This is a genomic window from Polaromonas aquatica (assembly GCF_050626995.1).
GTDB lineage: Bacteria > Pseudomonadota > Gammaproteobacteria > Burkholderiales > Burkholderiaceae_C > Polaromonas > Polaromonas aquatica_A.
Genome location: NZ_CP192467.1, coordinates 2,788,824 through 2,813,508, shown reverse-complemented (window position 1 = coordinate 2,813,508; position 24,685 = coordinate 2,788,824). Strand labels below are relative to the sequence as shown.

Genomic DNA, 24,685 nt, shown 5'->3' with positions numbered 1-24,685 from the left:
AGGGAATGTCCGAAAGAAAAAAGGAAGAAATCAGGCCGAGACCGCACGGCCTTCACGGTTGAACAGATGAAGCACCGAGGAATCGAGCTCGACCGCCACGTCGTCCCCGGCATGCAGCGGTGTCCGTTCGTTCTGGCGCGCTATCAACGGTACGCCGCCGACATCGACATGAATCAGGGTGTCGGCACCGAGTGCCTCAATCAGCTCCACGCGACCTCGCACCCCCAAAGCAACAGCCTGCTTCGGGTGCACGCGCAAACCTTCCGGCCGGACGCCCAGGAAGCCATCGTTCGGCAGGCGCCCGCCGGTGGCCGCCGAGAAGCTCGGAATCGAGTTCGCCGCCACCATGTTCATCGACGGCATGCCGATGAACTGCGCGACAAACCGGTTCGCCGGGTGGTCGTAGAGTTCGAGCGGCGTGCCGACCTGCTCGATCAGTCCATCCCTGAGTACCACCACGCGGTCGGCCAGCGTCATGGCCTCGACCTGGTCGTGCGTGACATAAATGGTCGTCGCGCCGAGCGCGCGATGCAGCTTGTGGATTTCGACGCGCGTGTTGCCGCGCAGCGCGGCATCAAGGTTGGACAAGGGCTCGTCAAACAGGAACACCTTGGGCGCACGCACAATGGCACGGCCAATCGCCACGCGCTGCCGCTGCCCACCCGACAGGTCTTTCGGCGTGCGGTCAAGGTACTGGGTGAGGTTGAGCGTTTTGGCTGCGTACTCGACCTTGGTCTGGATCTCGCCCTTCGGCACGCCCGCAAGCTTGAGCGCAAAGGACATGTTGTCGTACACACTCATGTGCGGATAGAGCGCGTAGCTCTGGAACACCATCGCCAGGTCACGCTTGCCCGAAGGCGTCCAGGTGATGTCCTTGCCGTCCAGCAGCAAGTTGCCTTTGGTGATGGGCTCCAGCCCCGCGATGAGGCGCAGCAGTGTCGATTTGCCGCAACCCGAAGGTCCGACGAAGACGATGAACTCGCCCTTGTTGATTTCAAGATCAACACCGCGGATGATTTGGGTTTCCCCGAAACTTTTCTCGATGTTCTTGAGTTCCAGATAAGCCATGGGTCAATTCCTTTCACTTCACTGCACCGAATGTCAGGCCCTGCACCAGCTGTTTCTGGCTGAACCAGCCGAACACGACGATGGGTGCTATCGCCATCAGCGAGGCGGCTGACAATTTGGCCCAGAACAGGCCTTCAGGGCTGGAATACGAGGCGATCAATGTCGCCAGCGTGCCGGCCTTGGCCGAACTGAGGTTGAGCGCCCAGAAGGCTTCGTTCCAGCTCAACACCAGGCACAGCAGGCCGGTCGAAGCAAGGCCGCCCACCGACAACGGCAGCACAACATGGCGAAATTCGGTCCAAAGACTCGCACCGTCCATGCGTGCAGCTTCCAGGATCTCGTTTGGAATATCCTTGTAGGCGCTGTAGAGCATCCACACCATGATCGGCAGGTTCGCCAGGGTGAACACAATGGTCAACGCGGTGAGCGAATCCAGCAGGCCCGCGGTCTGCGCAAGAACGTAGATCGGCACCAACGCACCCACCGCCGGCATCATCTTGGTGGAAAGCATCCACATCAGGATGTCGCGCGTTCTCTTCGTACGGAAGAAGGCCATCGAGTATGCGGCAGGCGCCGCGATCAACAAGCCAATGATGGTTGAACCCAGGCTGGTGATGAGCGAATTGCGCGCATACAGCAAGTAATCGCTACGGCGCTGCACTTCACTGAAGTTGTCGAGCGTGGGCTCGAAGATAAAGAGTGGCGGCACGTGAATCGCCTGCAGCTCGGTCTTGAAGGCGGTAAGAAACAGCCAGCCGAGCGGAAAGAACAGCAGCAGCGCCACAGCCCACGCACCCACAGTGCGCAGCAGTTGCGGAAGGAAGTTGCTTGGTTGCATGGTCGTTCCTTCAGTCGAGATTCTTGCCGACGATCCGGATGAGGAACACCGCCACAATGTTGGCCACTACCACCGCGAACAACGCACCGGCCGAAGCCACGCCCACGTCAAAATTCATCAGCGACTGCTTGAAGATCATGTAGGTGAGATTGGTGCTCTCGTTGCCAGGGCCCCCATTGGTGGTGATGGCGATCTCGGCGAACACACTGAGCAAAAAGATCATTTCGATCATGATCACCACCGCCATCGGCCGGCCGAGATGCGGAATGATGAGATAGAAGAACCGCTGGAACGAACTTGCACCATCCATACGCGCCGCTTCCATCTGCTCGCGGTCCAGCGACTGCAGCGAGGTAATGAAGATCAGGCAAGCGAAGGGCAACCACTGCCAGGCCACCATGATGATGACCGACAGCAGCGGCACATCGGTGAGCCAATCGACCGGTTGCGCACCAAAAAATCGCCACAGGTCGGCCAGCACGCCGTAGATCGGGTTCATCATCATGTGCTTCCACAACAGCGCGTTCACTGCGGGCATGACAAAGAACGGTGAAATAAGCAGCACACGCACGATGCCTCGCCCCGGGAAGGGCTCGTTCACCAGCAACGCGAGCAGCACGCCGAACACCACCGTGATGGCGATCACGCTGCCGATGAGCAGCAGCGTGTTCCAGGTCGCAGGCCAAAAGTCCGGATCGGTGATGAAGTACTGGAAATTCTCGATACCCACGAATGGATGGTCGCCGGGCTGCATGAGGTTGTAGCTCACGAACGAGAAGTACAGGGTCATCACGAGCGGCACGATCATCCAGAGGAAGAGCGTGAGCACTGCAGGTGCCATGAGCGCGCGAGGCAAGAGGCGGTTCATGTTGTGGGTCCCGGGGCGAAGTGTGCGCAGCCCTAAGGTTTACTTGTAATACCCGGCCTTCTTCATCTCGCGCTCGGCGGCGGTCTGTGATGTCTTCAGGGCCTGGTCCACCGTGACCTTGCCGGACAGCGCTGCGCTCATCTGCTGCCCCACCGCCACGCCGATGGCCTGGAACTCGGGAATGGCCGCGTACTGCACGCCGACGTAGGGCGACTTGGGCAGCGTGCTGTCGCCGAGGTTGGCGCTGTCGATGGCTTTCTTCTCGGCTGCGGCGAACTTGGCAACCTTCTGGAACTCGGGGTTTGCGTAGGTCGACTTGCGCGTGCCGGTGGGTACCGTCCCCCAACCATGTTCTTTGGCGACCAGATTGATGTACTCCCTGGAGGTAGCCCACTTCACGAAGGTCTGGGCAGCCGCGCCCTTGGTCGAGCTGGCCGGAATGGCCAAGTTCCAGGTCCACAGCCAGTTGGCGCCCTTGGGCGTGACGGCAACAGGGGCCTGGGCAAAGGCCACCTTGTCGGCCACCTTCGACTGCTTCGGGTCGCTGATGAATGAGGCGGCGATGGTTGCGTCCACCCACATGCCGCACTTGCCTTCGTTGAAGAGTGCAAGGTTCTCGTTGAAGCTGTTGGCCGAGGCGCCGGGCGGGCCGTAGGCTTTCATCAGGTCCACGTAGAAGCCGATCGCGTCCTTCCAGGGCTTGGTGTCGATCTGCGGCTTCCACTGCATGTCGAACCACTGGCCGCCGTGGGTATTGACCAGTGTGGTCAGGAAAGCCATGTTGTCGCCCCAGCCCGGCTTGCCGCGCAGGCACATGCCGTACACACCGGCTTTCGGGTCATGGATCTTGCCAGCCAGCTCCTTCACCTGTGCCCAGGTGGGCTGCTCGGGCATCTTGAAGCCGACTTTGTCGGCGAGGTCCTTGCGGTACATGAGCATAGAGCTCTCGCCATAGAACGGCGCGGCGTAGAGCTTGCCTTCGTGCGACAGGCCGGTGCGGATGGCGGGCAACAGGTCGTCGACGTCATAGGCGGTATCGGTAGCAATGGGCTGCAGCCAGCCTTTCTTCGACCAGATCGGCGCTTCGTAGAGGCCGATGGTCATCACGTCGAACTGCCCGCCCTTGGTAGCGATGTCGGTGGTAACGCGCTGGCGCAGGGTGCCTTCTTCGAGCGTGACCCACTTGAGTTTGATGTCGGGATGGGCCTTCTCGAAAACCGGCGTGAGCTTCTGCATTTCGATCATATGGCCGTTGTTGACTGTCGCCACCACGAGTTCGGTTACGGCATGGGCCATGCCAACGCCCGAGAGTGCAAGCACCAGGCCTGCCCGGATAAAACGTTTCATAGGTGTCTCCTTCGTTATGTCAGTCGAAACGGCCGCTTTGCCGCTGACTGCATTTTGAAGAAGGGCCCTTGCGGGTTTGATACCGGATCAGGGCATCTCAATACTTTGTTGCATTGAAGGAGTGGTAATTTCCCTAAATGCCGCATTATTAGATGCAACAAATTGTCAAAGCCGATGTGATGCGCTCTACTGATCCAGGCCATCAGCCTGCGTCGTTTTCACCACCAGACAGAGAAATCAGATCGGGCGACGTAGACACGCCGACCGGTCACGGCGCTATTTGCGCGCGACAGCCGAAGCCGGCACCAGCTTAAGTGGCCCGTAGAAGGCCTGCAACTGGCCCTCGTTCTTTTCGCCTTCGGTAAAGACCGCGAAGCTAAGCAAGGCGCCGGGATCTTCGCCAAAAGCCTGGCGGTAGTCGGCACGGATATCGCGCTCATAGCTGCGCCATTCGTTGTAGCCGTGGTCGCCTGAATCAACGACGATCTTGCGGATGCGGTCGGTTCGGTCGTTGACGACGACTTCGCCGGGCCGGTTGATCCGCGACCACGAATAAACCAGCGTGGCGAACGGCATCTCCTCGCCGGTGAGCAGCCGGCTCAGCTCCGACAACAGGGAATTTTTCATCGACAGCCGGGAGCGGTCGCCCTCGAACGCGAGCACCACCCGCACCGGCACGTCATCGAGTTGCGGCAGTGTGAGGTTGGCACCCGTTCGGGCGTTGGGCACGTTCCAGGAAAAGCGCACGAGGCCGATTTCTTCGGGCTCGATGCGGTAACGGTGGCGCAGGATGCTGCCGGACGCCTCGACCTTGGCGAGCACCGCGTCCCGCCCTTCATGGCGCACATAGCTGTAGCTAGCCGGCTGCTTGCCTGGCACGCGGAAAATTTCCCACTTGAGGTCGTCTGGCTTGAGCTCGCCAGCCTTGGGCGGGGCCGACATCTCGGCCCACGCTGTGCCAGTCACCCCTTCCGCCGGCCCCAGGGTGCCGCCGCGGCTGACCGGCTCATCGACATCGCCGTCCTCGTCAGGCATTGGCCGTGTCGCACAGCCGGCAGCCAGCGCCAGCGTGAGCAGCGCTGCAGCGACTATCCGGAAACGGGGGGAAACACGACAGAGCGGACGGGTAAAAAACATGATGCGAAGCGATCGAAAAATCGGGGGAACGGCAAGTTGACCACGGAAGCGCGCGGGCCCGCAATGGAAAAACGCACAGTTTTCGGGAAATCAGCCAGCAATCTTGCGTAACAGGCCGGCCGTCGAGCCGTCCAGGCCAGACAGATCCCCGCTGCGCAGGCGTGGCTCGATGTCTTTGGCCAGCACCTTGCCGAGCTCGACCCCCCACTGGTCAAAACTGTTGATACCCCAAATCGCCCCGCTGACGAACACACGGTGCTCCTGCAGGGCGATCAGCGCGCCCAGGCTGGCAGGTGTGAGCCGCTCGAGCAGCAAAAAGGTGCTGGGCCGGTTGCCGGGGAAGTGTTTGTGGCCGCCCCCGTCTTCCTTGCCCTGCATGAGGGCCTGCGCCTGGGCCAGGGCGTTGGCCAGCAACTTGGTGTGATGCCCGGGCAGGTCATGCGGTGCGTGCGCGGCTGTTTTGACGGCCACAAACTCGACCGGCACCACCGAAGTACCCTGATGCAGCATCTGGAAATAGGCGTGCTGGCCGTTGGTGCCGGGTTCGCCCCACAGAACGGGCGACGTTTCAAACGGCAAGGCCTTGCCATCCGCATCCACACGCTTGCCATTGCTTTCCATCTCCAGCTGTTGCAGGTAAGCCGGCAGCCGGCGCAGGGCGCTGCTGTAAGGCGCGATGCTGCGGCTGGCAAAGCCGTGAAAGTTGCGGTACCAGACATCGAGCAGGCCCAGGCGCACCGGCAGGTTACGCTCCAGGGGTGCGGTGCGAAAGTGTTCATCCATGGCATGTGCACCGGCCAGCAACTGGCGAAAGCCGGCTGCGCCAATGGCGATGGCCAGCGGCAAGCCGATGGCGGACCACAACGAATAACGCCCACCCACCCAATCCCAGAAACCAAAGGTGGTGCTGATTCCAAATTCGTTGGCTGCCGCGACGTTGGTCGTCAGCGCGGCGAAATGCCGGCCAACGTCACGTCCGCCCTGCGCCTCAAACCAGCGCCGGGCCGAATGCGCGTTGGTCATGGTCTCGGTGGTGGTGAAGGTCTTGGAAGCGATCAGGAACAGCGTGCTTTGTGGCTTGAGGCCCTTGAGCACGGTGGCCAGTTCGTCCCCATCCACATTGGAGACAAAGTGAATGCGTTTGCCCGTGGTAGCGAATTCGCCGAGCGCCAGCACCGCCATTTGAGGCCCCAGGTCAGAGCCGCCTATCCCGATGTTGACGATGTCCGTGATGGCTGTGTCCGCGCGCACCTGCTCGGCATAAGCCAGCATGGCGTCCAGTGTGGCGTGAACCTGGGTCAACTCGGTTGCTATCTTTTTAATAGCACTCGATTCATCATCGTCCTGGGCTACAGGCGGATTTCGCAGTAGAAAATGCATCACGGCGCGTTTTTCGGTGCCGTTGACCGATTCGCCGGAGAACATGGCGTCGCGATGCTGCTCCAGCCTGCATTCGCGGGCAAGCTCAAACAGCAAGGTCTGGCTGCCGGCATCGACCAGGTTTTTGGAAAGGTCCGCAAAAACATGCGGCGCGCCCTGGCTGAAGGTGGCGAAGCGATCCGGATCGGCAGCGAATGCCGCCTTCAAGTCGAAGTTTTTACCGGAAGCGGCATACAGGGCCTGAAGCGCAGGCCATGCGGAAGTCTGATCGCAACGCAGTCGGGTCATGACGTGTCCTGTCTGAAAGGTTATGCAGCCAGCATCAGTTGCTCAAGCTTCACGGCATCAGCCGCAAAAGCGCGTATCCCTTCAGCCAGCTTCTCGGTCGCCATGGCGTCTTCGTTAAGCGCATAGCGGAATCCCGCTTCGTCATAGTTCACCGCAGGCAAGTCCAGCGCCGCTGCGGCTTTGGCATCCAGGGCGCGCGGCAGCGCTGCATCGGTAGCGGCGAGCTGGGCCAGCAATTCCGGGCTGATGGTCAGGAGATCACAGCCGGCGAGCGCGGTGATCTGCCCCACGTTTCGAAAGCTCGCCCCCATCACCTCGGTGGCAATGCCGAAGTGCTTGTAGTGGTTGTAAATTTCGCGCACGGACTTCACGCCGGGGTCGTTGGCGCCGGCCATGGCGGCTTCGTCCCAGGCGGCGCCGGCAGATTTTTTGTACCAGTCGTAGATGCGGCCGACGAATGGCGAAATCAGCTGCACTTTGGCCTGCCCGCAGGCGACTGCCTGGGCGAACGAAAACAGCAGGGTAAGGTTGGTGTGAATGCCGCGCAACTCAAGCTTTTCGGCCGCCTGAATGCCTTCCCACGTGGCAGCGACCTTGATCAACACGCGGTCGATGTGGATGCCTTCGGCCTGGTAGAGCTCGACGATGCGTTCGCCGCGTGTATAGGTGGCGTTGGCGTCAAAGCTCAGCCGGGCATCGACTTCGGTTGAAACGCGGCCAGGGATGATGGACAGGATTTCGCAGCCGAAACGCACCAGCAAGCGGTCCATGACCTCGTCCAGGGGCCGGCCTTTGAAGCGGCCTACGATGTCTTTCAACAGGGGTTGATAGTCGGGTTTTTGCACCGCCTTGAGGATGAGCGACGGGTTGGTGGTGGCGTCCTGCGGCTTGAACTGCCCTAGTTGCTTGAAGTCGCCAGTGTCGGCAACCACGGTGGTGAGCTGTTTCAGGGCGTCAAGTTGGGTCATGGCTGGTTCAAAAAAAAGGGGGAGTTGTCTGGATGAAACACCTTGAGGGCGCCTGGATGCCTGCATCTCCCGGGCCTGGGGTCGAGTTACCATTATGCCCATAGAATATGAAACTTAATTACCAAGACACTTTTTTACCATGAGTTTTGACCTCATCCTCTTTGGCGGCACCGGCGACCTGGTGTGGCGCAAAATCATGCCGGCCCTGTTCCAGGCCTTTCGCCACGGCTCATTGCCGGAGGGAGGACGCATCGTCGGCGTGGCACGCGACGATTTGTCGGACGACCAATACCGCGCACTCATCAAATCCCGCTTTGACAATGTCGAGCTGGCCAAGCGCCCGAGCGAGGAAGAGTTCTCGCGCTTCGCCGCTCTGCTCGGCTACCTGCGCATGGACCTGTCCAACCCGGCCGACTACGCCGCGCTGGCCGCCAAACTGCAGCAACGGCCCGCCGACGTGGTGGTGATGTATGTGGCGACAGCGCCCAGCCTGTTCACCACGGTATGCGAACAGATCGCCGCAGCCGGCCTCAACGGCCCGCAAACGCGCGTGGTGCTGGAAAAACCGCTGGGCCATGACCTGGCCTCCAACCGCGCGATCAACAAGACAGTGCGTAGCGTTTTGAGCGAGCAGCAGATTTTTCGCATTGACCACTACCTGGGCAAGCCCTCGGTGCAGAACCTCTTTGCGCTGCGCTTCGGCAATTCCCTGTTTGAACCTCTGTGGCGCCGCGAAACGATCGCCAACATCCAGATCACCATCGCCGAAGACCTGGGCGTGGAAAAACGCGGCGCTTTCTACGACAGCACGGGCGCACTGCGCGACATGGTGCAGAACCACGCGCTGCAACTGCTGTGTGCCATCGGCATGGAGCCGCCCATCAACTCGCACGCCGATGCCATCCGCGACGAAAAGCTCAAGGTATTACGGTCGCTGAAGGCCTGGACGCCTGAAACACTGAGCCAGCACGTGGTGCGCGGCCAGTACGCGGCCGGCAGCATCGACGGCGAGGCCGTGCCCGGTTACCGCGACGAAAAAGGTGTGCCGCCCGACAGCAGGACCGAAACCTTTGTGGCTCTGCGCACAGAAATCGCCAACTGGCGCTGGGCCGGTGTGCCGTTCTACATCCGTACCGGCAAACGCCTGGCTGGCCGCGACGCGCACATCGAGGTCAACTTCCGGCCGGCACCGCATGCGATTTTCAAGTCAACGCTGGCAGGCTCCAATGTGGCGAACCGGCTGGTGATCAACCTGCAGCCCAAGGATGGCCTTGAGCTGCACCTGCTGGCACAGGGCGCCGACCAGCGCTCAGGCACCAGCCAGGGGCGGGGCACGCCGTCGTTGGCGCCAGTGCAACTGGACCTGGACTTCGACAAACGCTTTGGCTCCGAACGTGTGGGCGCTTATGAACGCCTGCTGCTGGATGTCATTGACGGACGGCTGAATCTTTTTGTGCGCAGCGATGAACAGGAGGAAGCCTGGCGCTGGGTAGAGCCCATCCTGGACAGCTGGAGCACCCAGGCCAACGCGCCGCGGGCTTATGCCGCCGGCACGTGGGGACCGAGTGCTGCCAGCGCAATGATCGCCCGCGACGGCTATTGCTGGAGTGAGGAATGTTAAGTATGTGGCCCCCACGGTCGTTCACTTCGTGTAACTCCCTGCCCCCCGGGGGGGCCGCTGCGCCTGCGGTCTGGCAAAGCCAGTCCCGCGGCCCCTGCTGGCTTGGGGAAACACTTCGCGCCACTGGAGACATGCCTCGTGCTTGATCGAATCAAGGCTTCGCTGCCATCGCTAGCGCCTGCCGAGCAACGCGTCGGCCGGCTCGTGCTGGGCGATCCGCGGGCGTTTGCCAATCTGCCGATCACCGAGCTGGCGAGCCGATCCCATGTGAGCAAACCCACCGTGGTGCGCTTTTGCCGCAGCATGGGCTACGACGGGCTGTCGGACTTCAAGCTCAAGCTGGCAGGCAGCGTGAGTGAGGGCGTGCCGTTCATCCATCGCAGCGTGGACGCGGACGACAAGACCGGTGACGTGATGGTCAAGGTCATCGACAACACGGTGGCGGCATTCCTGAAGTACCGCAATGACGCGAGTTCGGTAGCGGTTGAAAGGGCTGCCGACGCGTTGCTGGCCACCTATAACAGCGGTAAACGCATCGAGTTTTTCGGTGTCGGCAACTCTGGCATCGTGGCGCAGGATGCGCAGCACAAATTCTTCCGCCTGGGCATCACCAGCATCGCCTACAGCGACGGCCATATGCAGGTTATGAGCGCGTCGCTGCTCGGGCCGGGGGACTGCGTGGTGGTGATTTCCAATTCCGGCCGCACGCGCGACCTGATGGATGCCTGCGACATCGCCCGAAAAAACGGCGCCACCACGATCGTGATCACCGTCACCGGTTCACCGCTGGCCGCAGCCGGCAACATCCACCTCACGGCCGACCATCCGGAAGGCTATGACCGCTACAGCCCTATGGTGTCGCGCCTGATGCACCTGATGATCATCGACATCCTGGCAACCTGCGTGGCGCTGCGCATTGGAAGCAAGCTGCAGCCGCTGCTCAAGGAGATGAAAAACAACCTGCGCAACAAGCGCTATGCCTGAGGCATGCGCGGATGCCAGGGCGCGCATCGGACGTCGGTTTTTGTTGCTTTTCAGATTTTGAGAGAAAAAGGCCCCGAGTCCAATAAAGATGGGCGCAAACAGCTATCTTATTGATAGCACTTGATTCAGTAAGGGCCCTCAGGCCAGTGGCAGCGAACGCTCCACAATCCCTGCAAACAGCGCCGAACCCAGGGGCAGCACGCTGTCATTGAAGTCATAGCAGCTGTTGTGCAGAAAACGGCTGCCCACGCCGCCGACGGTGCCTCCCTTGCCATCGGGCAACTGCTCACCCTGGCCCAAGCGGAGGTAAGCGCCGGGCTTGACCCTGAGCATGAAGGAAAAATCCTCCGAGCCCATGCTGGGTTCCAGATTGCGCACAACGTTCTCCACGCCCACGAGTTGCTCGGCAACGCCAGTGGCCAGTGCGTATTCAGCCGGTGAGTTGATGGTCGCCGGATAGATGCGTTCGTACTTGACGGTGGCGGTGGCGCCAAAGCCTTGCGCTACCGCGGCGCACAATTCCTTGAGCCTCCGCTCGACCAGGTCTTGCACTTCTGGTTTAAAGGTACGCACAGTGCCCACCAACGTGGCGCCCTCGGGCACCACGCTCATGGCACCCAGGTCACCCGCCCGGACGGCGCAAATGCTGATCACGGCGTTGTCCATGGCCTTTACGTTGCGCGACACAATCCCCTGCACCGCCGTAATGATGTGAGCGGCCACCAGCACCGGATCCACGGTGAGATAGGCATGCGCGCCGTGGCCGCCTTTGCCGGTGACTTCGATGGTGATACGGTCGGCTGCAGCCATCATGGGGCCGGGATTGATGCCGATGGTGCCCGGCTGCATGGCGGGCCAATTGTGCATGGCGTAAATCGCCTGCACGGGAAACCGCTCGAACAAACCGTCCTTGATCATCGCATCGGCCCCGCCGCGTCCCTCTTCTGCGGGCTGGAACACCAGCACGGCATCGCCGGCAAAATTGCGCGTCTCAGCCAGGTAACGGGCGGCGCCTACCAGCATGGTGGTGTGCCCATCATGGCCGCAGCCGTGCATCAACCCCGCCTTGGAAGATTTCCAGCCAAATTCGTTGTGCTCGGTCATGGGCAACGCATCCATGTCGGCGCGCAAACCAACCATTGGCCTCGCTCCGGATTTCCCGGAGGCCTTGGTCATTTGTTGACCCTTGATAACAGCCACCACACCTGTTTTGCCGACACCGGTGTGCACCTCGTCAACGCCGCACAGCTTGAGCGCGTGGACTACCCTGCTGGAGGTGTAAACCTCTTCAAAGCCAAGTTCAGGATGGGCATGCAGGTCACGCCGAAAGGCAGTCAGCTCGGGATGGTATTGCACGATCTGTGCAAAAGCACGGCCAGTGGCACGCAAGAGTGCCGGCCGACCAGTATTTGCGTTGTCTGCCACCCCGGCAGGTTGAATGGATGAAGCACCTGGAAGTGTGGCCGGAGCACGCATATCAGTGAGGTCTCGAGTTCAGCAGGTTTAAATACTAGTCTTGAAGGGACACCGGTGCAAATTCAGGGGTTTGCGAAACAATCAAGGGCACAGCGGCCATTGAGGGGCTTGCAGGTTTTCCCATTAAAGTGACAGGGCCGTACCATGCCTTGGTTTTTTGCCGGGTGTTGTCGCTGTCGGTCATGATGGCAACACCAACCAGCGCACCGGGCGCTTCGCCGAAAGCCTTTTCATAGTCGGCGCGAATATCGCGCTCATAGTCGAGCCAGCGGCCAAGCCGGCCAGAGCCAGACTCAATGACCAGCTTGCGGATGCGGTCGGTTCGGGTATTGATGATCACGCTTTCAGGTGTGCTGTGCGTGCCCCACACATACATCAGCGTCGCATAAGGCAGGGGTTCTCCTGTCAATGCCAGCGCAAGCTCCGACAACATGGCATTCTTCGCGGAAAACGTCGAACGGTCGCCGTCAAAAGCCAGCACGATGCGGACTGGAGAATCGTCGGCATGACGCTGCGTCAGGTCGGCTCCTTCAATCAGTGCGGGCACTTTCCAGGAAAAGCGCAGCTTGGACAGTGCCCCCGGCTCTACGCGCAGCGTTCTGCGCAACATGCTGGCTGCGCCACGTGAATCGCCCTGAACAACATGGCGCCCGTCCTGCCAGCCTGCGCGGTATTGTGTTTCCTGCTTGCCTGGAAATGTGCGGTGCTGCCATGTTGCGGAACGCGCGTCTGTCGACGATGAAGAAACCGCATTCCATTCGATACCCCGGCTCACCTTCGCCATCTCGCCCTCGTCTGGCGCTATGGCAATCTGGCTACAGGCACCTAATACGCTGACACCCATGGTCACTAACAAACGCCGCAGTATCAATGAACAAAAACAGGACATCTTCAAACCATGGTTGTATTTTTTCCGCCGCACAAGCGTGGATGGTCAGCTGGAAGCGCATGACACTGCGTTAGCACCCTCATGCCCTGAAACTTCATTGACTCTTGAATGTAAAAAAGCCGTTCCGGGGCAACCCGAAACGGCTTTTACATTCCTATCCAAAGCTGGCGTAAGCCAGCTTCAAATTAGAACGAGTGCTTGACGCCAGCAACCAGAGCGCTGGTCTTGTACACACCAGCCACGGCAGCGCCGTTGTTCTTGGTGTTGTTGTAAGCAGTGTACAGACGGGTACGCTTGGACAGGTCGTAAGTACCCATCAAGCTGTAGCCGCTAGCCGTGCTAGACGTAGCAGCAACTGTCGTCTTGGCGCGGGTGTAGCCGCCGTACACGGTGAAAGCACCGAACGGAGCGCTCAGGCCCAGTTGGTATTCCTTGTCCTTGATCGTGTTGTCTTTGGCGCGGTTATAGGCACCGACCAACTTGACAACGCCGAAGTCATACGAACCGGCGAACAGGTGGTACTTGTTCGAATTGGCACCGCCAACAGCCTTTTCTTGCTGGTATGCATAGCCAGCCAGGATAGGACCGTTTGCGTACATCAGGTTCAAGCTGGTGTTACGGCTTGCGGAAGCTGCAGCCGTCTTGTCTTCACCGAGACCGAGAACCACTGCACCGCTGAAGCCGCCAAAGCTTGGCGAGGTGTAAGCAATAGAGTTGTTCGTACGGCCAGCGTAATCAGCCAGGCCCGTGCCCCAGACCGTGCCGGTCGTGGCGAAGGATGAATCGTTGGTGTTGTTGGTTGCGCCGCGCAGTGCGTCATAAGCGGTGTACTGACGACCCATGGTCACAGAACCGAAACCGCCGGACAGACCGACAAATGCCTGACGACCAAACATGGTAGCGCCGTTGGCAACGTTGCCGTTGTCAATGGTGAAACCGCTTTCCAGTTGGAAAATGGCTTTCAGGCCGCCGCCGAGGTCTTCAGCGCCCTTCAGGCCCCAACGGCTGCCATTGTGGCCGCCGCTATCGATAACAGTTTGGCTCAGCTTGGTGCCAACGCCAGCCACGTTGGTGGTGGTGCTCTTTTGGCCGAAGTGAGCGTCAGCAACACCGTACAGGGTCACGGTCGATTGAGCGTGAGCTGCACCGGCCATCGCGCCGAGTGCTGCCAAAGCGATAAGGGTCTTTTTCATTGAGAATTTCTCCAAGGTTAAACATAGGGCTCCGGCACGGGGACCACTTCGGACTTGCGTCTTTGCGGTTCCACCAGAGACCCGGGCCAACCCCCTTTCGGGAAGTTGGGTCTATTGCACCAGACCCGGCAGCGTTTCGCAAAGAAATCCTCCTAAAAACACCCTGTTCGTTGCACGTTCACCACAATCCCCGATGGCAGTGGAAAAGAAACAACGCCGGCAAAAACCGAGAGCTGCTTGGCAAAAGTTCCATTGCTGCGCTCGATTTCGGCCATCCCAAATGAAAAAGCCGCTTCTACGAAGCGGCTTTCGAATCCGCCCAAGCGGGGCAGGTCAGGCAAAACCTGAATTAAAACGTATGGCGAATGCCAACGCCATAGGTGGTGGTCTTGCGTTCAGCCGCGCCGCCAGTTTCTTTGGCGCTCTGAGTTCCAGCGTACAGACTCGAACGCTTGGACAGCGCATAGAGCGCTGCCACCCCGTAGCCGGTACGCTTCAGGCTGGCGGCGCCGGCCGGCAGGGTACTCTTGGAGCGGGCAAAACCGCCAGACAACGTCAGCGCGCTGCTGACAGGGAAGTCCAGACCGATCTGGTATTCCTTCGTCTTGCTCGCTGCCACGCCGGTCAGAGGCGTGACGCCATCCTTCACATTACCGTAAGCGCCGAGCAGCTTGACCACGCCGAAGTCATAAGAACCGTTCAACTGGGTGTACTTGATCGCGGTGGCGGCGGCAGTGGCTTTTTCACTTTGATAGGCCAAAGACGCACCGATGGGACCGTTCGCGTAAGCAACGTTCATGCTGGCGATTTTGCCGGCACCGACAGCGGCGGTTTTATTCTCGCCAAAGCTGTAGCTCGCGGCAGCGGTGAAACCGCCGAAGCTTGGGGTTTCATAGTAGACCGAGTTGCCAGGACGATCCTGATAGCTGTTGCTGGCCCACACGCTCGTGGCAGGCGCAAACAGGAGCGAGTCGAAGCCGGCAGCCCCGGAACCCTTGACCATGTCGAACGGGGTCCACATTTTGCCGAACTTCACTTCACCAAAGCCACCTGAAAAACCTACCCAGGATTGGCGGCCAAAGATCGCGTTGGAGGTCGCGCCGGTGAACGGGTTGGTGTAGTTATTGGCCGTACCAGTGCTGGGGTCAAAGCCGGCTTCCAGCAGGAAGTTGGCTTTCAGGCCGCCACCGAGATCCTCAGAACCCTTCAGACCCCAACGGCTGGTTTGCAGACCGCCGCCATTGCCGGAAGCAGGATGTGTGACGTTCACACCGGACTGGCTGAGGTTGTTGTCCTTCACGGTACCGACCCAAACGTCCACGATCCCATAGAGCGTCACGGTGGACTGCGCAGAGGCAATGCCGGAAACGGCCAACACGGCCAGCGCAACTAGACTTTTCTTCATTGCTAAAAATCTCCAAAAAAGGTGAGTAACAGAACTGTGAAAAACATTTTTAAAGGACTGCCTTTCTGCTCCAGGTCGATTGAATAAACCCGCGCAGGCCAGAAGACCCTTGAGGCTCCTTCAGCAACTTTCGTACCCGACCCATTTTTCCGCAGGACTTGTTTATTGCTGCGTCTTGGGCAGGCATGCCCTTGAACACTACCCTCGCTCCCTCGGCAACGCCCTCGGCGCCTCACTTTGGTTCTTGAGTGCACCAAAACAGCGCCAGTGAGCCGAAACGCATCATGAGCGGATGGGCCGATATCACCGGCGCTCAACCAATACCCCTGAAACGCATCTGTGTGCAGTGCGTGATAGGGGTCACGCCCGTGGGGAAGAGGAAGATGTGGCTCGCTTACCACGCGCACATGAAAATAGAGCTCAAGCCCTAAGTGCACGCGATCATTTCCACCCTACCGATAACCCCCCTGCTAACGAGTTGCCGGATAGCAGTGCGTCAGAGGGGGACGAAGGAAAAGAGGCATCAGCGACGTGCTTTTTGGCGTTTTGTGCGAGCAGCAAAAACCTCGGGTTTTCCCCTGTCGCAAAAGTGATACCCCCCGCATTCACACTCTTTACGGGTCTCTCCATCGCCATTAATCTTCCCTTTACAGAGATGGCCTGCAGGGTAAAGACAGGCATCAAGATGTCCTGTTTGCCTATCGCTTCGTTTTAATTACAACTCCTGGAGACTCCATGAAAAAACTGACCCTCGTTGCAACTGCGATCATGGGACTGCTGTCCACTTCGGCCGTCATGGCGCAAAGCACTGTGACTGTCTATGGCATTGTTGATGCTGGCTACAACCGCGTCTCCGGCCTGCGCAACGGCACAGCCAACCATATCGCCAGCGGCATCATGGAAGGTTCGCGCTTCGGCCTTCGCGGCACCGAAGACATCGGCGGCGGCTACAAAGCCATCTTCACCCTCGAAAACCGTTTTGAAGTTGACACAGGTTCCCTGTCCAACACACCGGCTTCCGGCACACAGCTGCCTGACCGCATGTCAACCGCCGCGGGACTTGGTTTGGCGCTCCCGATCCCGGCAGCGACTACGGCTGCGCTGATCAACGGTGTGAATGCCTCCATCGGAGGCACGCTGGGTGTCAATCTGCCTGGCGCCGGAACCAGCCGGCTGTTTGATCGACAGGCTTTCGTCGGCCTGATCACTCCGGTTGGCGCTATTACCCTGGGCCGTCAGTACACGCCTGGCTACCTGGTTGGCGCCACTTTTGATGCGTCCCAAACCCAGTCCAGCCTGGCAGCAGGCCAGATTGCCAGCTTCCCTCCAGCATTTGACATTCGCCTGAGCAATACCGTGCAGTACGGCATCAAGGTCGACGGCCTGACCGCCGCCGTGATGTACGGCGCCGGCGAAGTCGCCAGCACAGTTGGCAACTCCGCAGGCCGCTTCTTCGGTGGCATGGCGATCTACAAGGGCAATTCGTTCTCGGTGGGTTTTGGTCACAACCAGCGCAACAACGAGCTGGGCCAGAAATCCCTGGAAAACAACGTCCTCGGCGCAACCGTTGATATTGGTCCCGGCACTCTGTATGGCCAGTACGCGACGATCAAGGATGAAAATCCATCAGGCCTCTCAACCATTGGCACAACCGTTACCGGACTTAGCGGCAGTGCGGTTGTAGGCGCAGCCTTTCAAACTGCCTACAACAACGCGTTCAAACAGGATGCCACGCTGGCACACATTGGCTACCGCCTGACCAGCGGCGCTCACACCTGGGTTGTGGCCTACAACCGCCTTGATGACAAGCGTGCAGCCGACGCCGATACCAGCTCCTACGGAGCGACTTACACCTATGCACTGTCCAAGCGCACCAATCTGAACGCCGTGCTGACACGTTTCAACAACAGGGGCTCAGGCCAGGCAGCTCCTGGCGGTAACGGTTTCCTCGGTGGCGTCACATCGGCGGCAGGCCGGGATTCGACCAATATCGCGTTCGGCATCCGCCATACCTTCTGATCGACCACAGCCTTGGCGGTGATCGCCATCTTTTCCAAAAGCCCCGCAAGGGGCTTTTTTTATGCCTGTCCGGACCTGCGCAGTAGCCCCACTATGATGGCAAAAACCGCACCAACGGAGAACGCCATGACGACAGCACTCGATACCGCACTGAACGCCGCTGACGGCGCGCTGCGCACACTTTTCGCCGCCCCGCGAGCCAGCCGTACCTGCCCCACTGTGGCGGGAGAGAAAACAGAACTTGCTGTACAGGACAAGGCGCTCTCAGGCGCGCTGATGCGCGTCAACCACGTGGGCGAGGTCTGTGCACAGGCCCTGTACGCCGCGCAAGCTCTCGGCACCCGCGACCCGGCCCTGCGGGAACACTTCCTGCAAGCCAGCCGCGAAGAGGGGGATCATCTCGCCTGGACAAAGAACCGCCTTGACGAACTTGGCGCCCGGCCATCCCTGCTCAATCCGCTCTGGTACGCCGGCGCTTTCGGCTTGGGCCTGGTGGCCAGCCGGCTGGGCGATCGCCTGAGTCTCGGCTTTGTTGTGGAGACGGAGCGCCAGGTTGAAGCGCACCTGGCAAGCCACCTGGAGCGCCTGCCCGCGGGGGACCACGAATCCCGCGCCATCGTGGCACAGATGAAGGACGACGAAGCCCTGCATGCAAGCGAAGCCGAGCAAGCCGGCGCCCTGCAGTTGCCCGCTCCGGTGAAAACATTGATGCGCTCTGCTGCGCGAGTCATGACAACGACCGCGCACTATATCTAGAACAGCTAAAGCGCGTCTTCAACTACAGCGGATCAGTGCAGGTCAATTGCTATAAGTTTAATAGCATACTACGCCCGGTAATACTGGGCCAGTGACCGAATAACCTCAGGCCTCGACGACTTCAAAACTGGTCGTGATTTCCGCCGTCCTGGCCAGCATGATGGTGGCCGAGCAATATTTGTCGTGACTCATGGCGACGGCACGCTCCACCGCGCTGGTGGCCAGACCGCGCCCCGTGACGACAAAATGCATATGGATTTTGGTAAACACCTTGGGATCTACGGGCGCCCTTTCAGCCCTCAGCTTGACCGAGCAGCCCCGCACATCCTGACGGCCACGCTTGAGAATCAGCACCACGTCATAGGCCGTGCAGCCCCCGGTTCCAGCCAGCAGGGTTTCCATGGGCCGCGGAGCCAGGTTTGCGCCGCCGTTTTCCGGCTTGTCTGCATCCGGCGCACCGTCCATCACCAGCGTGTGGCCGCTGCCGGTCTCGGCCAGAAAGCTCATGCCGGAGCGTGATCCCGTGACCGCTGCCGGGCCAGTCCAACTCACCGTGCATTCCATGAATCTCTCCTTATGCTTTAAATTTATGATTAAAACCGTGAAAAATGTCGAATTTTCGCCACAAGATATTGTGCAGCGCAACATCAGCCCGCTATACTGAAATCATCGCATCAAGATCAGTTGTCCGGCAACTCAAGATCTTTTTGCACCGGTTGTCTCCTCCACCTCCTCTAAGGGTGGATTTACAGGCCCAGACTGCAAAGTCTGGGCCTTTTTTCTTGCCCACTATGATGTCAGGCTGCGAGAAAAACATGCCAACCCACACCAAACAAGCCACCCGCCCCGTCGCCAAACCCGTCAAAGCCCCGGGTAAATCTTCCGGCAAAACGTCGAAGCCCACGCTCACACCCGCTGACTACCTGAAAAAAATCCTGACGGCACGGGTCTATGACGTGGCGGTGGAATCAAATCTGGAGCCCGCCAAAAGCCTGAGCTTGCGCCTGAAAAACACCGTGCTGCTCAAGCGCGAAGATCAGCAGCCAGTGTTCAGCTTCAAGCTCCGGGGCGCCTACAACAAGATGGCCCACCTGAGCCCTGAGCAGCTTAGGAAAGGCGTGATTTGCGCCTCGGCCGGCAACCATGCTCAAGGCGTCGCGCTGAGTGCGCAGAAGCTCGGCACGCGCGCCGTGATTGTTATGCCCACCACCACACCGCAACTCAAGGTGGATGCGGTGAAGGCCTGGGGTGGCAATGTCGTGCTGCACGGAGAAAGTTACTCCGACGCTTATGCACACGCCGTGGTGCTCGAGAAAAAGCAGGGCCTGACCTTTGTGCACCCGTTTGACGATCCGGACGTCATCGCCGGGCAAGGCACCATCGCGATGGAAATCCTCATGCAGCTGCAGAGCCTTGGCTCCAGCCGGCTCGATGCCGTGTTTGTGGCGATCGGCGGTGGCGGGTTGATCTCCGGCGTGGCCAACTACATCAAGGCCGTGCGACCCGAGATCAAGGTGATCGGCGTGCAGATGAATGACTCCGACGCCATGATGCAGTCCGTGACAGCCAAAAAGCGCGTCACCCTGAGCGACGTCGGCCTGTTCGCTGACGGCACCGCCGTCAAGCTGGTGGGCGAGGAAACCTTCCGCATCAGCCGCGAGCTGGTCGATGAATTCGTCACCGTCGATACCGACGCCGTCTGCGCCGCCATCAAGGATGTTTTTGTCGACACACGCAGCATCGTCGAACCCTCCGGCGCAATGGCTGTCGCCGCCGTCAAACAATACGCCGCCACCCACAAGACCAAAGGCGAAACCTACGCCGCGATTTTGTGCGGCGCCAACATGAACTTCGACCGCCTGCGTTTCGTCGCCGAGCGCGCCGAGGTCGGTGAAGAGCGTGAAGCCCTGTTCGCCGTGACGATTCCCGAGGAGCGCGGCAGCTTCAGGCGCTTTTGCGAAGTGATCGGCGAACTGCCGGGCGGGCCGCGCAGCGTGACCGAGTTCAACTACCGCATCAACGATGGCGCAAGAGCCCATGTCTTCGTGGGCTTGACCACCTCGGCCAAAGGCGAGAGCAGCAAGATCGCCGCCAACTTTTCGCGCCATGGCTTCAAGGCCCTGGACCTCACGCACGACGAACTCGCCAAGGAGCACATTCGCCACATGGTGGGCGGGCACAGTGCGCTCTCCAAGGACGAGCGCCTGCTGCGCTTTATCTTCCCTGAGCGTCCCGGCGCGCTGATGAAGTTCCTCTCCAGCATGCGGCCCGGATGGAACATCAGCCTCTTTCACTACCGCAACCAGGGCGCCGACTACGGCCGCATCCTGGTGGGTCTGCAGGTGCCCAAGGCAGACAACAAAGCCTTCAAGGATTTTCTGGACACGCTGGGCTACCCCCACGTCGAAGAAACCGGCAACCCGGTTTACCGGCTTTTCCTGCAGAGTTAACTCGAAAGCTAACTGCAGCGCTGAACCGCCACACACATGAGCCCACAAGCCGCAGCCCCGACCACATCCGCTCCAGCCAACACCTCGGTGTGCCCTCGCTGCGGCGCCGGATTTCATTGCGGCATGATGCGCAGCGAAGGGCCGCCCCGAGCAAGCAATGCCCCCACGGGGGGCAGCGCATTACACGAAGTGAAAAGCGTGGGGGCCGACACAGCTCCGGGCGATGCAGAGTGCTGGTGCGTGCAACTGCCGCACATCATGCCCGTGCCCTCCGAACGATCCGTCCAACCTGAAGGCAGCGCACTGTCATGCTTCTGCCCCGCCTGCCTCAAGCAAATTACCGATGAACGCTCCCGACCTTCCTCCCCTGCACCTTCCAGCGATTAAGCCCACCGCCAATGCCCCGCTGGAGGCGAAGCTGCGGCACAAGATCGACCACAAGACCAAACCCCAGGGCGCACTCGGCCGCCTGGAAGGCCTGGCGCTGCAACTGGGCCTGATCCAGCAGACGGACACCATCACGCTGCGCGAGCCGCAGATGGTGGTGTTCGCGGCCGATCACGGCATCGCCGCGGAAGGCGTATCAGCCTACCCCCAGGCTGTCACGGTACAGATGGTAGGCAACATGCTGGCCGGCGGCGCCGCCATCAATGTGTTCGCGCGCCAGCACGGCTTTGCGCTGCAGGTGGTGGATGCCGGTGTGGCCGCTGACTTGCACGCCCATCCGCAGCTGCTGCAGCGCAAGATCGCGCACGGCACCCGCAACATCCGCAACGAACCAGCCATGACGCCCACACAAGCGCAGGCCGCATTGCAGACTGGCATGGACATCGTGCAAAGCCTGCCCGGCAACGTGGTGGCCTTCGGCGAAATGGGAATTGCCAACACCTCGGCCGCGGCCCTCCTGTTTGCACGCCTGGCGGGTGTCGACGTCGCCGACGCCACCGGCCGCGGCACAGGCCTGGACGACGGCCAGCTCGCGCACAAGCGCGAAGTGCTGGCAGCCGCACTGGACCGCCACGCCGACGCAACGCAGCCTCTGGACGCACTGGCCGCGCTGGGCGGCTTTGAAATCGCCATGATGGCCGGCGCCATGCTGCAAGCCGCGAGTGAGCGCCGCGTGGTGCTGGTCGACGGCTTTATCGCCGGCGCCGCCGCGCTGGTGGCGCGGGCTCTGGCGCCTGCCGTACAGGACTACATGGTGTTTTGCCACCAGGGCGACGAGCACGGCCACCGCATTCTGTTGGCGCATCTCAAGGCCCAGCCGCTGCTGGAGCTGGGACTGCGAGTCGGTGAAGGCACGGGCGCGCTGCTGGCGTGGCCACTGGTGCAGTCGGCTGCCGGCTTCCTGCATGAAATGGCCAGCTTTGAGTCGGCCGGCGTGAGCAGCAGGGAAAGCGTGTAAACCGCCGTGGCCTTCACATGACATCCATCACCCTGTTTGTCCGCGAATTCCTGCTCGCCGTGCAGTTCTTCACGCGCATCCCCATCACGGGGCGGCTGGCCGCCTGGGTGGGCTACAGCCCCCAGTTGCTGCGCGCCAGTGCCGGCCACTTCCCCGGCGTTGGCATTCTGGTGGGCCTGTTTGCCGCCGCTGTGTATGCGCTGTTTCATGCGGTCTTGCCGGACACCACGTTCGCGCCGCTGGTGGTTGCCGCCTTTTCCACCGCTGCCACTGTGTTGCTCACCGGCGGCTTCCACGAAGACGGCCTGGCCGATGTGGCCGATGGCCTGGGCGGAAGCTACGACAGGGACCGTGCCCTCGAAATCATGAAAGACTCGCGCGTAGGCGCCTTCGGCGCCATGGCGCTGGTGCTGGCCATCCTGTGCAAGGTCTCGCTGCTGGCCATTCTCGGCTCGGTCGAAGGCGTCCCCACCGGCTGGGGCGACTGGCAAGAAGCGCCCTTTGGCAGCTGGTATGTCTGCGTGGCCCTGTGCACGGGCCACATCGTGTCACGCGGTCTGCCCCTGCTGCTCATCTACCTGTTGCCGCATGCAGGCGACACCGCCACCTCCAAATCAAAGCCGCTTGCCGACCAGATCTCTCCCGGCAGCTTGCTGGTGGGCTTTACCTGGTGTGCCGCCTCCCTGGCACTGGCCACCTTCGTGCTGGACATCATGAATCTCACCGTTGCATGCAGCTTCGCCGTCCTCGCGTTGCTGTGGATGGGACGCCTCTTCAAACGCAGGCTGCAGGGGTTCACCGGCGACTGCCTGGGCGCCACCCAGCAGGTTTGCGAGATCGCTTTTTACCTGGGCCTGGCCATCAGTTTATGAAACGAGCCCCCACGCTTGTCACTTCGTGTACTGCGCTGCCCCCCGAGGGGGCCGCTGCGCCTGCGGCCCGGCTAAGCCGGTTCCGCGGCCCCGGCTGGTATTTGCGGCGCAGCCCCAAGCCGGTCTTCGAATGAAACTCTGGCTTGTCCGCCACGCAACACCTCTGGTTGAACCCGGCATTTGTTATGGCCGCCAAGACGTGCCAGCCGATACAGAGGCAACCGCCCAATGCGCGCAATTACTGGCCAAACTGCTCCCTCTCGCTATCCGCGTCGTCAGCTCTCCGCTACAAAGATGTGAGCAGCTTGCACAGTCCCTGCAAGGGCGGCGGCCCGATTTGACTTATAAAACCGATCCGCGGCTGCAGGAAATGGACTTCGGCAACTGGGAAGGCTGCGCGTGGCAGGACATTGGCCAAGCCGAACTGCAGGCCTGGACCGATGGCTTTGCGCACCATCGCGTCGGCGGCAGCGGTGAAAGCACCATGCAGGTGATGGCGCGCGTGGCTACGGCCTTTGACGAATTGCAAGGCCCGGCCGACATGCTGTGGATCACGCATGCCGGCGTGATCCGCGCGGCGGAACTCATCGCACGCGGCCAGCGTCATATAGCCAGCGCAGACCAGTGGCCAATCAGTGCCCCAGCCTACGGACAATGGTGCACACTGGAACTGGCATGAACACTCCCGTTGCTTATTCAAAACCTACCTGACAACACCAAGGCATCAAAAAATGGCAGCAACTCTGGATGGTCAGCTCGTGGTGGCGATCTCGTCACGTGCGTTGTTTGACTTTGAAGAAGAAAACCAGGTCTTTGAAACCGGCATGACGGCCGAGCCCGTGCCCGGCGCCAAAAAAGACGCAGCCTACATGAAGCTGCAACTCGAACGCCTGGACGTGCCGGCCAAGCCTGGCGTGGCGTTCTCGCTGGTCAAGAAACTGCTGGCCTTCAACGAAGCACCCGAGAGCGCCGGTGAGGCGGCTAGTCCCACGGCACCGGCCCAGCGCGTCGAAGTTGTCATCCTTTCACGCAACGACCCCGTTTCCGGCATGCGGGTCTTTCGCTCGGCCCAGCATTACGGCCTCAAGATAGAGCGCGGCACCTTTAACCGCGGCGAGGCGCCCTGGCGCTACCTCAAGCCCTTGCACGCCAACCTGTTTTTGTCGGCGCACCTGAGCGACGTGCGCGACGCCCTGCTGGCCGGTGTGCCGGCGGCACAGGTCTACCCACATTCGGTACGCGCCAGCGATGCCCACCCCAACGAAGTGCGCATTGCCTTCGACGGTGACGCGGTGCTGTTTTCCGACGAGGCTGAACGCGTCTTCCAGGCACAGGGCCTCTCGGCATTTCAGCAGCATGAACGCGACAAGGCCACGCAACCGCTGCTGGCCGGCCCGTTCAAACCCCTGCTCGAAGCGCTGCACCGCCTGCAACAGGTCGGCACCTCACACATGCGCATACGCACAGCCCTGGTCACCGCACGGAGCGCGCCCGCCCATGAGCGCGCGATCCGCACGTTGATGGAATGGAACATCGAGGTTGACGAAGCCATGTTCCTGGGGGGTCTCGCCAAGGGCGAATTCCTGCGTGAGTTTGAACCCGATTTCTTCTTTGACGACCAGACCGGTCACGTGCACTCCGCCGCACAGCATGTGCCTTCGGGCCATGTGGCCAGCGGCGTTTCCAACCAGTTGTCCTGACTTTAAAAACAAAAAGCCACC

The 24,685-nt window shown here is 60.7% G+C and carries 23 protein-coding genes; 10 read left to right on the top strand and 13 right to left on the bottom strand.

Translation table 11 applies throughout. The annotated features are described in order from the left end of the window. Nucleotides 1–30: 30 nt before the first annotated feature. From ACQ4MS_RS13380 to tal, 7 genes are all read right to left on the bottom strand, one after another. Nucleotides 31–1,068 carry an ABC transporter ATP-binding protein gene (locus tag ACQ4MS_RS13380; RefSeq protein WP_431095104.1) on the bottom strand — a complete coding sequence of 346 codons (1,038 nt, stop codon included), beginning with the start codon at nt 1,066–1,068 and terminating at the stop codon, nt 31–33. Nucleotides 1,069–1,081: 13 nt separating this feature from the next. Continuing rightward, nucleotides 1,082–1,906 carry a carbohydrate ABC transporter permease gene (locus tag ACQ4MS_RS13375; RefSeq protein ID WP_431095103.1) on the bottom strand — a complete coding sequence of 275 codons (825 nt, stop codon included), beginning with the start codon at nt 1,904–1,906 and terminating at the stop codon, nt 1,082–1,084. 10 nt (nt 1,907–1,916) lie between these two features. Next, nucleotides 1,917–2,774, bottom strand: a complete 858-nt coding sequence (locus tag ACQ4MS_RS13370; protein ID WP_431095102.1) for a carbohydrate ABC transporter permease — start codon at nt 2,772–2,774, stop codon at nt 1,917–1,919. 39 nt (nt 2,775–2,813) lie between these two features. Beyond that, nucleotides 2,814–4,121: an ABC transporter substrate-binding protein gene (locus tag ACQ4MS_RS13365; RefSeq protein ID WP_431095101.1), complete on the bottom strand. Its 1,308-nt coding sequence runs from the start codon at nt 4,119–4,121 to the stop codon at nt 2,814–2,816. A 276-nt stretch (nt 4,122–4,397) separates the two neighbouring features. Next, entirely contained in the window at nt 4,398–5,258 is an 861-nt protein-coding gene (locus ACQ4MS_RS13360; protein ID WP_431095100.1) for a DUF3047 domain-containing protein, read from the bottom strand. Nucleotides 5,259–5,348: 90 nt separating this feature from the next. Continuing rightward, entirely contained in the window at nt 5,349–6,926 is a 1,578-nt protein-coding gene (gene pgi, locus ACQ4MS_RS13355) for a glucose-6-phosphate isomerase (RefSeq protein ID WP_431095099.1), read from the bottom strand. A 20-nt stretch (nt 6,927–6,946) separates the two neighbouring features. Further along, nucleotides 6,947–7,894 carry a transaldolase gene (tal, locus tag ACQ4MS_RS13350; protein WP_431095098.1) on the bottom strand — a complete coding sequence of 316 codons (948 nt, stop codon included), beginning with the start codon at nt 7,892–7,894 and terminating at the stop codon, nt 6,947–6,949. A 139-nt stretch (nt 7,895–8,033) separates the two neighbouring features. Here tal and zwf point away from each other — a divergent pair, with 139 nt between their 5' ends. Together zwf and ACQ4MS_RS13340 are read left to right on the top strand one after the other, a co-directional pair. Beyond that, nucleotides 8,034–9,515: a glucose-6-phosphate dehydrogenase gene (zwf, locus tag ACQ4MS_RS13345; RefSeq protein ID WP_431095097.1), complete on the top strand. Its 1,482-nt coding sequence runs from the start codon at nt 8,034–8,036 to the stop codon at nt 9,513–9,515. Nucleotides 9,516–9,653: 138 nt separating this feature from the next. Then, on the top strand, nt 9,654–10,499 hold the full coding sequence (locus ACQ4MS_RS13340; protein ID WP_431095095.1) for a MurR/RpiR family transcriptional regulator: 846 nt from the start codon (nt 9,654–9,656) through the stop codon (nt 10,497–10,499). Between the two features lie 138 nt (nt 10,500–10,637). On the opposite strand, the gene ACQ4MS_RS13335 is transcribed toward ACQ4MS_RS13340, so the two are convergent. The 5 genes from ACQ4MS_RS13335 to ACQ4MS_RS13315 form a co-directional block, all read right to left on the bottom strand. Next, the gene (locus tag ACQ4MS_RS13335; protein WP_431095094.1) at nt 10,638–11,975 is read right to left on the bottom strand and encodes a M20 aminoacylase family protein; all 1,338 of its coding nucleotides are present in this window, start codon (nt 11,973–11,975) and stop codon (nt 10,638–10,640) included. Between the two features lie 34 nt (nt 11,976–12,009). Beyond that, a complete protein-coding gene (locus tag ACQ4MS_RS13330) occupies nt 12,010–12,897 on the bottom strand; it encodes a DUF3047 domain-containing protein (RefSeq protein WP_431095093.1) in 888 nt (295 codons plus the stop codon). A gap of 152 nt (nt 12,898–13,049) precedes the next feature. After that, nucleotides 13,050–14,057 (bottom strand): porin, encoded by a 1,008-nt coding sequence (locus ACQ4MS_RS13325; protein WP_431095092.1) that lies wholly within the window; start codon nt 14,055–14,057, stop codon nt 13,050–13,052. A gap of 152 nt (nt 14,058–14,209) precedes the next feature. Beyond that, a complete protein-coding gene (locus ACQ4MS_RS13320; protein ID WP_431095091.1) occupies nt 14,210–14,398 on the bottom strand; it encodes a hypothetical protein in 189 nt (62 codons plus the stop codon). Between the two features lie 8 nt (nt 14,399–14,406). Next, nucleotides 14,407–15,462, bottom strand: coding sequence for a porin (locus tag ACQ4MS_RS13315; RefSeq protein WP_431095090.1), 1,056 nt, complete (start codon nt 15,460–15,462; stop codon nt 14,407–14,409). Between the two features lie 735 nt (nt 15,463–16,197). Between ACQ4MS_RS13315 and ACQ4MS_RS13310 the strand changes: the two genes are divergently transcribed. Both ACQ4MS_RS13310 and coq7 read left to right on the top strand, forming a co-directional pair. Next, nucleotides 16,198–17,481: a porin gene (locus tag ACQ4MS_RS13310; RefSeq protein ID WP_431095089.1), complete on the top strand. Its 1,284-nt coding sequence runs from the start codon at nt 16,198–16,200 to the stop codon at nt 17,479–17,481. Nucleotides 17,482–17,607: 126 nt separating this feature from the next. Next, nucleotides 17,608–18,237 carry a 2-polyprenyl-3-methyl-6-methoxy-1,4-benzoquinone monooxygenase gene (gene coq7 / locus ACQ4MS_RS13305; protein ID WP_431095088.1) on the top strand — a complete coding sequence of 210 codons (630 nt, stop codon included), beginning with the start codon at nt 17,608–17,610 and terminating at the stop codon, nt 18,235–18,237. 105 nt (nt 18,238–18,342) lie between these two features. On the opposite strand, the gene ACQ4MS_RS13300 is transcribed toward coq7, so the two are convergent. Next, nucleotides 18,343–18,801: an OsmC family protein gene (locus ACQ4MS_RS13300; protein ID WP_431095087.1), complete on the bottom strand. Its 459-nt coding sequence runs from the start codon at nt 18,799–18,801 to the stop codon at nt 18,343–18,345. 251 nt (nt 18,802–19,052) lie between these two features. On the opposite strand from ACQ4MS_RS13300, the gene ilvA reads away from it, so the two are divergent. The 6 genes from ilvA (at nt 19,053) to ACQ4MS_RS13270 (ending at nt 24,664) form a co-directional block, all read left to right on the top strand. Beyond that, a complete protein-coding gene (gene ilvA / locus ACQ4MS_RS13295) occupies nt 19,053–20,687 on the top strand; it encodes a threonine ammonia-lyase, biosynthetic (RefSeq protein ID WP_431095086.1) in 1,635 nt (544 codons plus the stop codon). Between the two features lie 36 nt (nt 20,688–20,723). Next, a complete protein-coding gene (locus ACQ4MS_RS13290; protein WP_431095085.1) occupies nt 20,724–21,074 on the top strand; it encodes a cysteine-rich CWC family protein in 351 nt (116 codons plus the stop codon). Further along, a complete protein-coding gene (gene cobT, locus ACQ4MS_RS13285; RefSeq protein WP_431095084.1) occupies nt 21,031–22,092 on the top strand; it encodes a nicotinate-nucleotide--dimethylbenzimidazole phosphoribosyltransferase in 1,062 nt (353 codons plus the stop codon). The genes ACQ4MS_RS13290 and cobT overlap by 44 nt, the downstream gene beginning before the upstream one ends. A 17-nt stretch (nt 22,093–22,109) precedes the next feature. Beyond that, nucleotides 22,110–22,964 (top strand): adenosylcobinamide-GDP ribazoletransferase, encoded by an 855-nt coding sequence (locus tag ACQ4MS_RS13280; protein WP_431095083.1) that lies wholly within the window; start codon nt 22,110–22,112, stop codon nt 22,962–22,964. Between the two features lie 130 nt (nt 22,965–23,094). Continuing rightward, nucleotides 23,095–23,643, top strand: coding sequence for a histidine phosphatase family protein (locus ACQ4MS_RS13275; protein WP_431095082.1), 549 nt, complete (start codon nt 23,095–23,097; stop codon nt 23,641–23,643). Between the two features lie 52 nt (nt 23,644–23,695). Further along, entirely contained in the window at nt 23,696–24,664 is a 969-nt protein-coding gene (locus tag ACQ4MS_RS13270) for a 5'-nucleotidase (protein WP_431095081.1), read from the top strand. Nucleotides 24,665–24,685 lie beyond the last annotated feature (21 nt).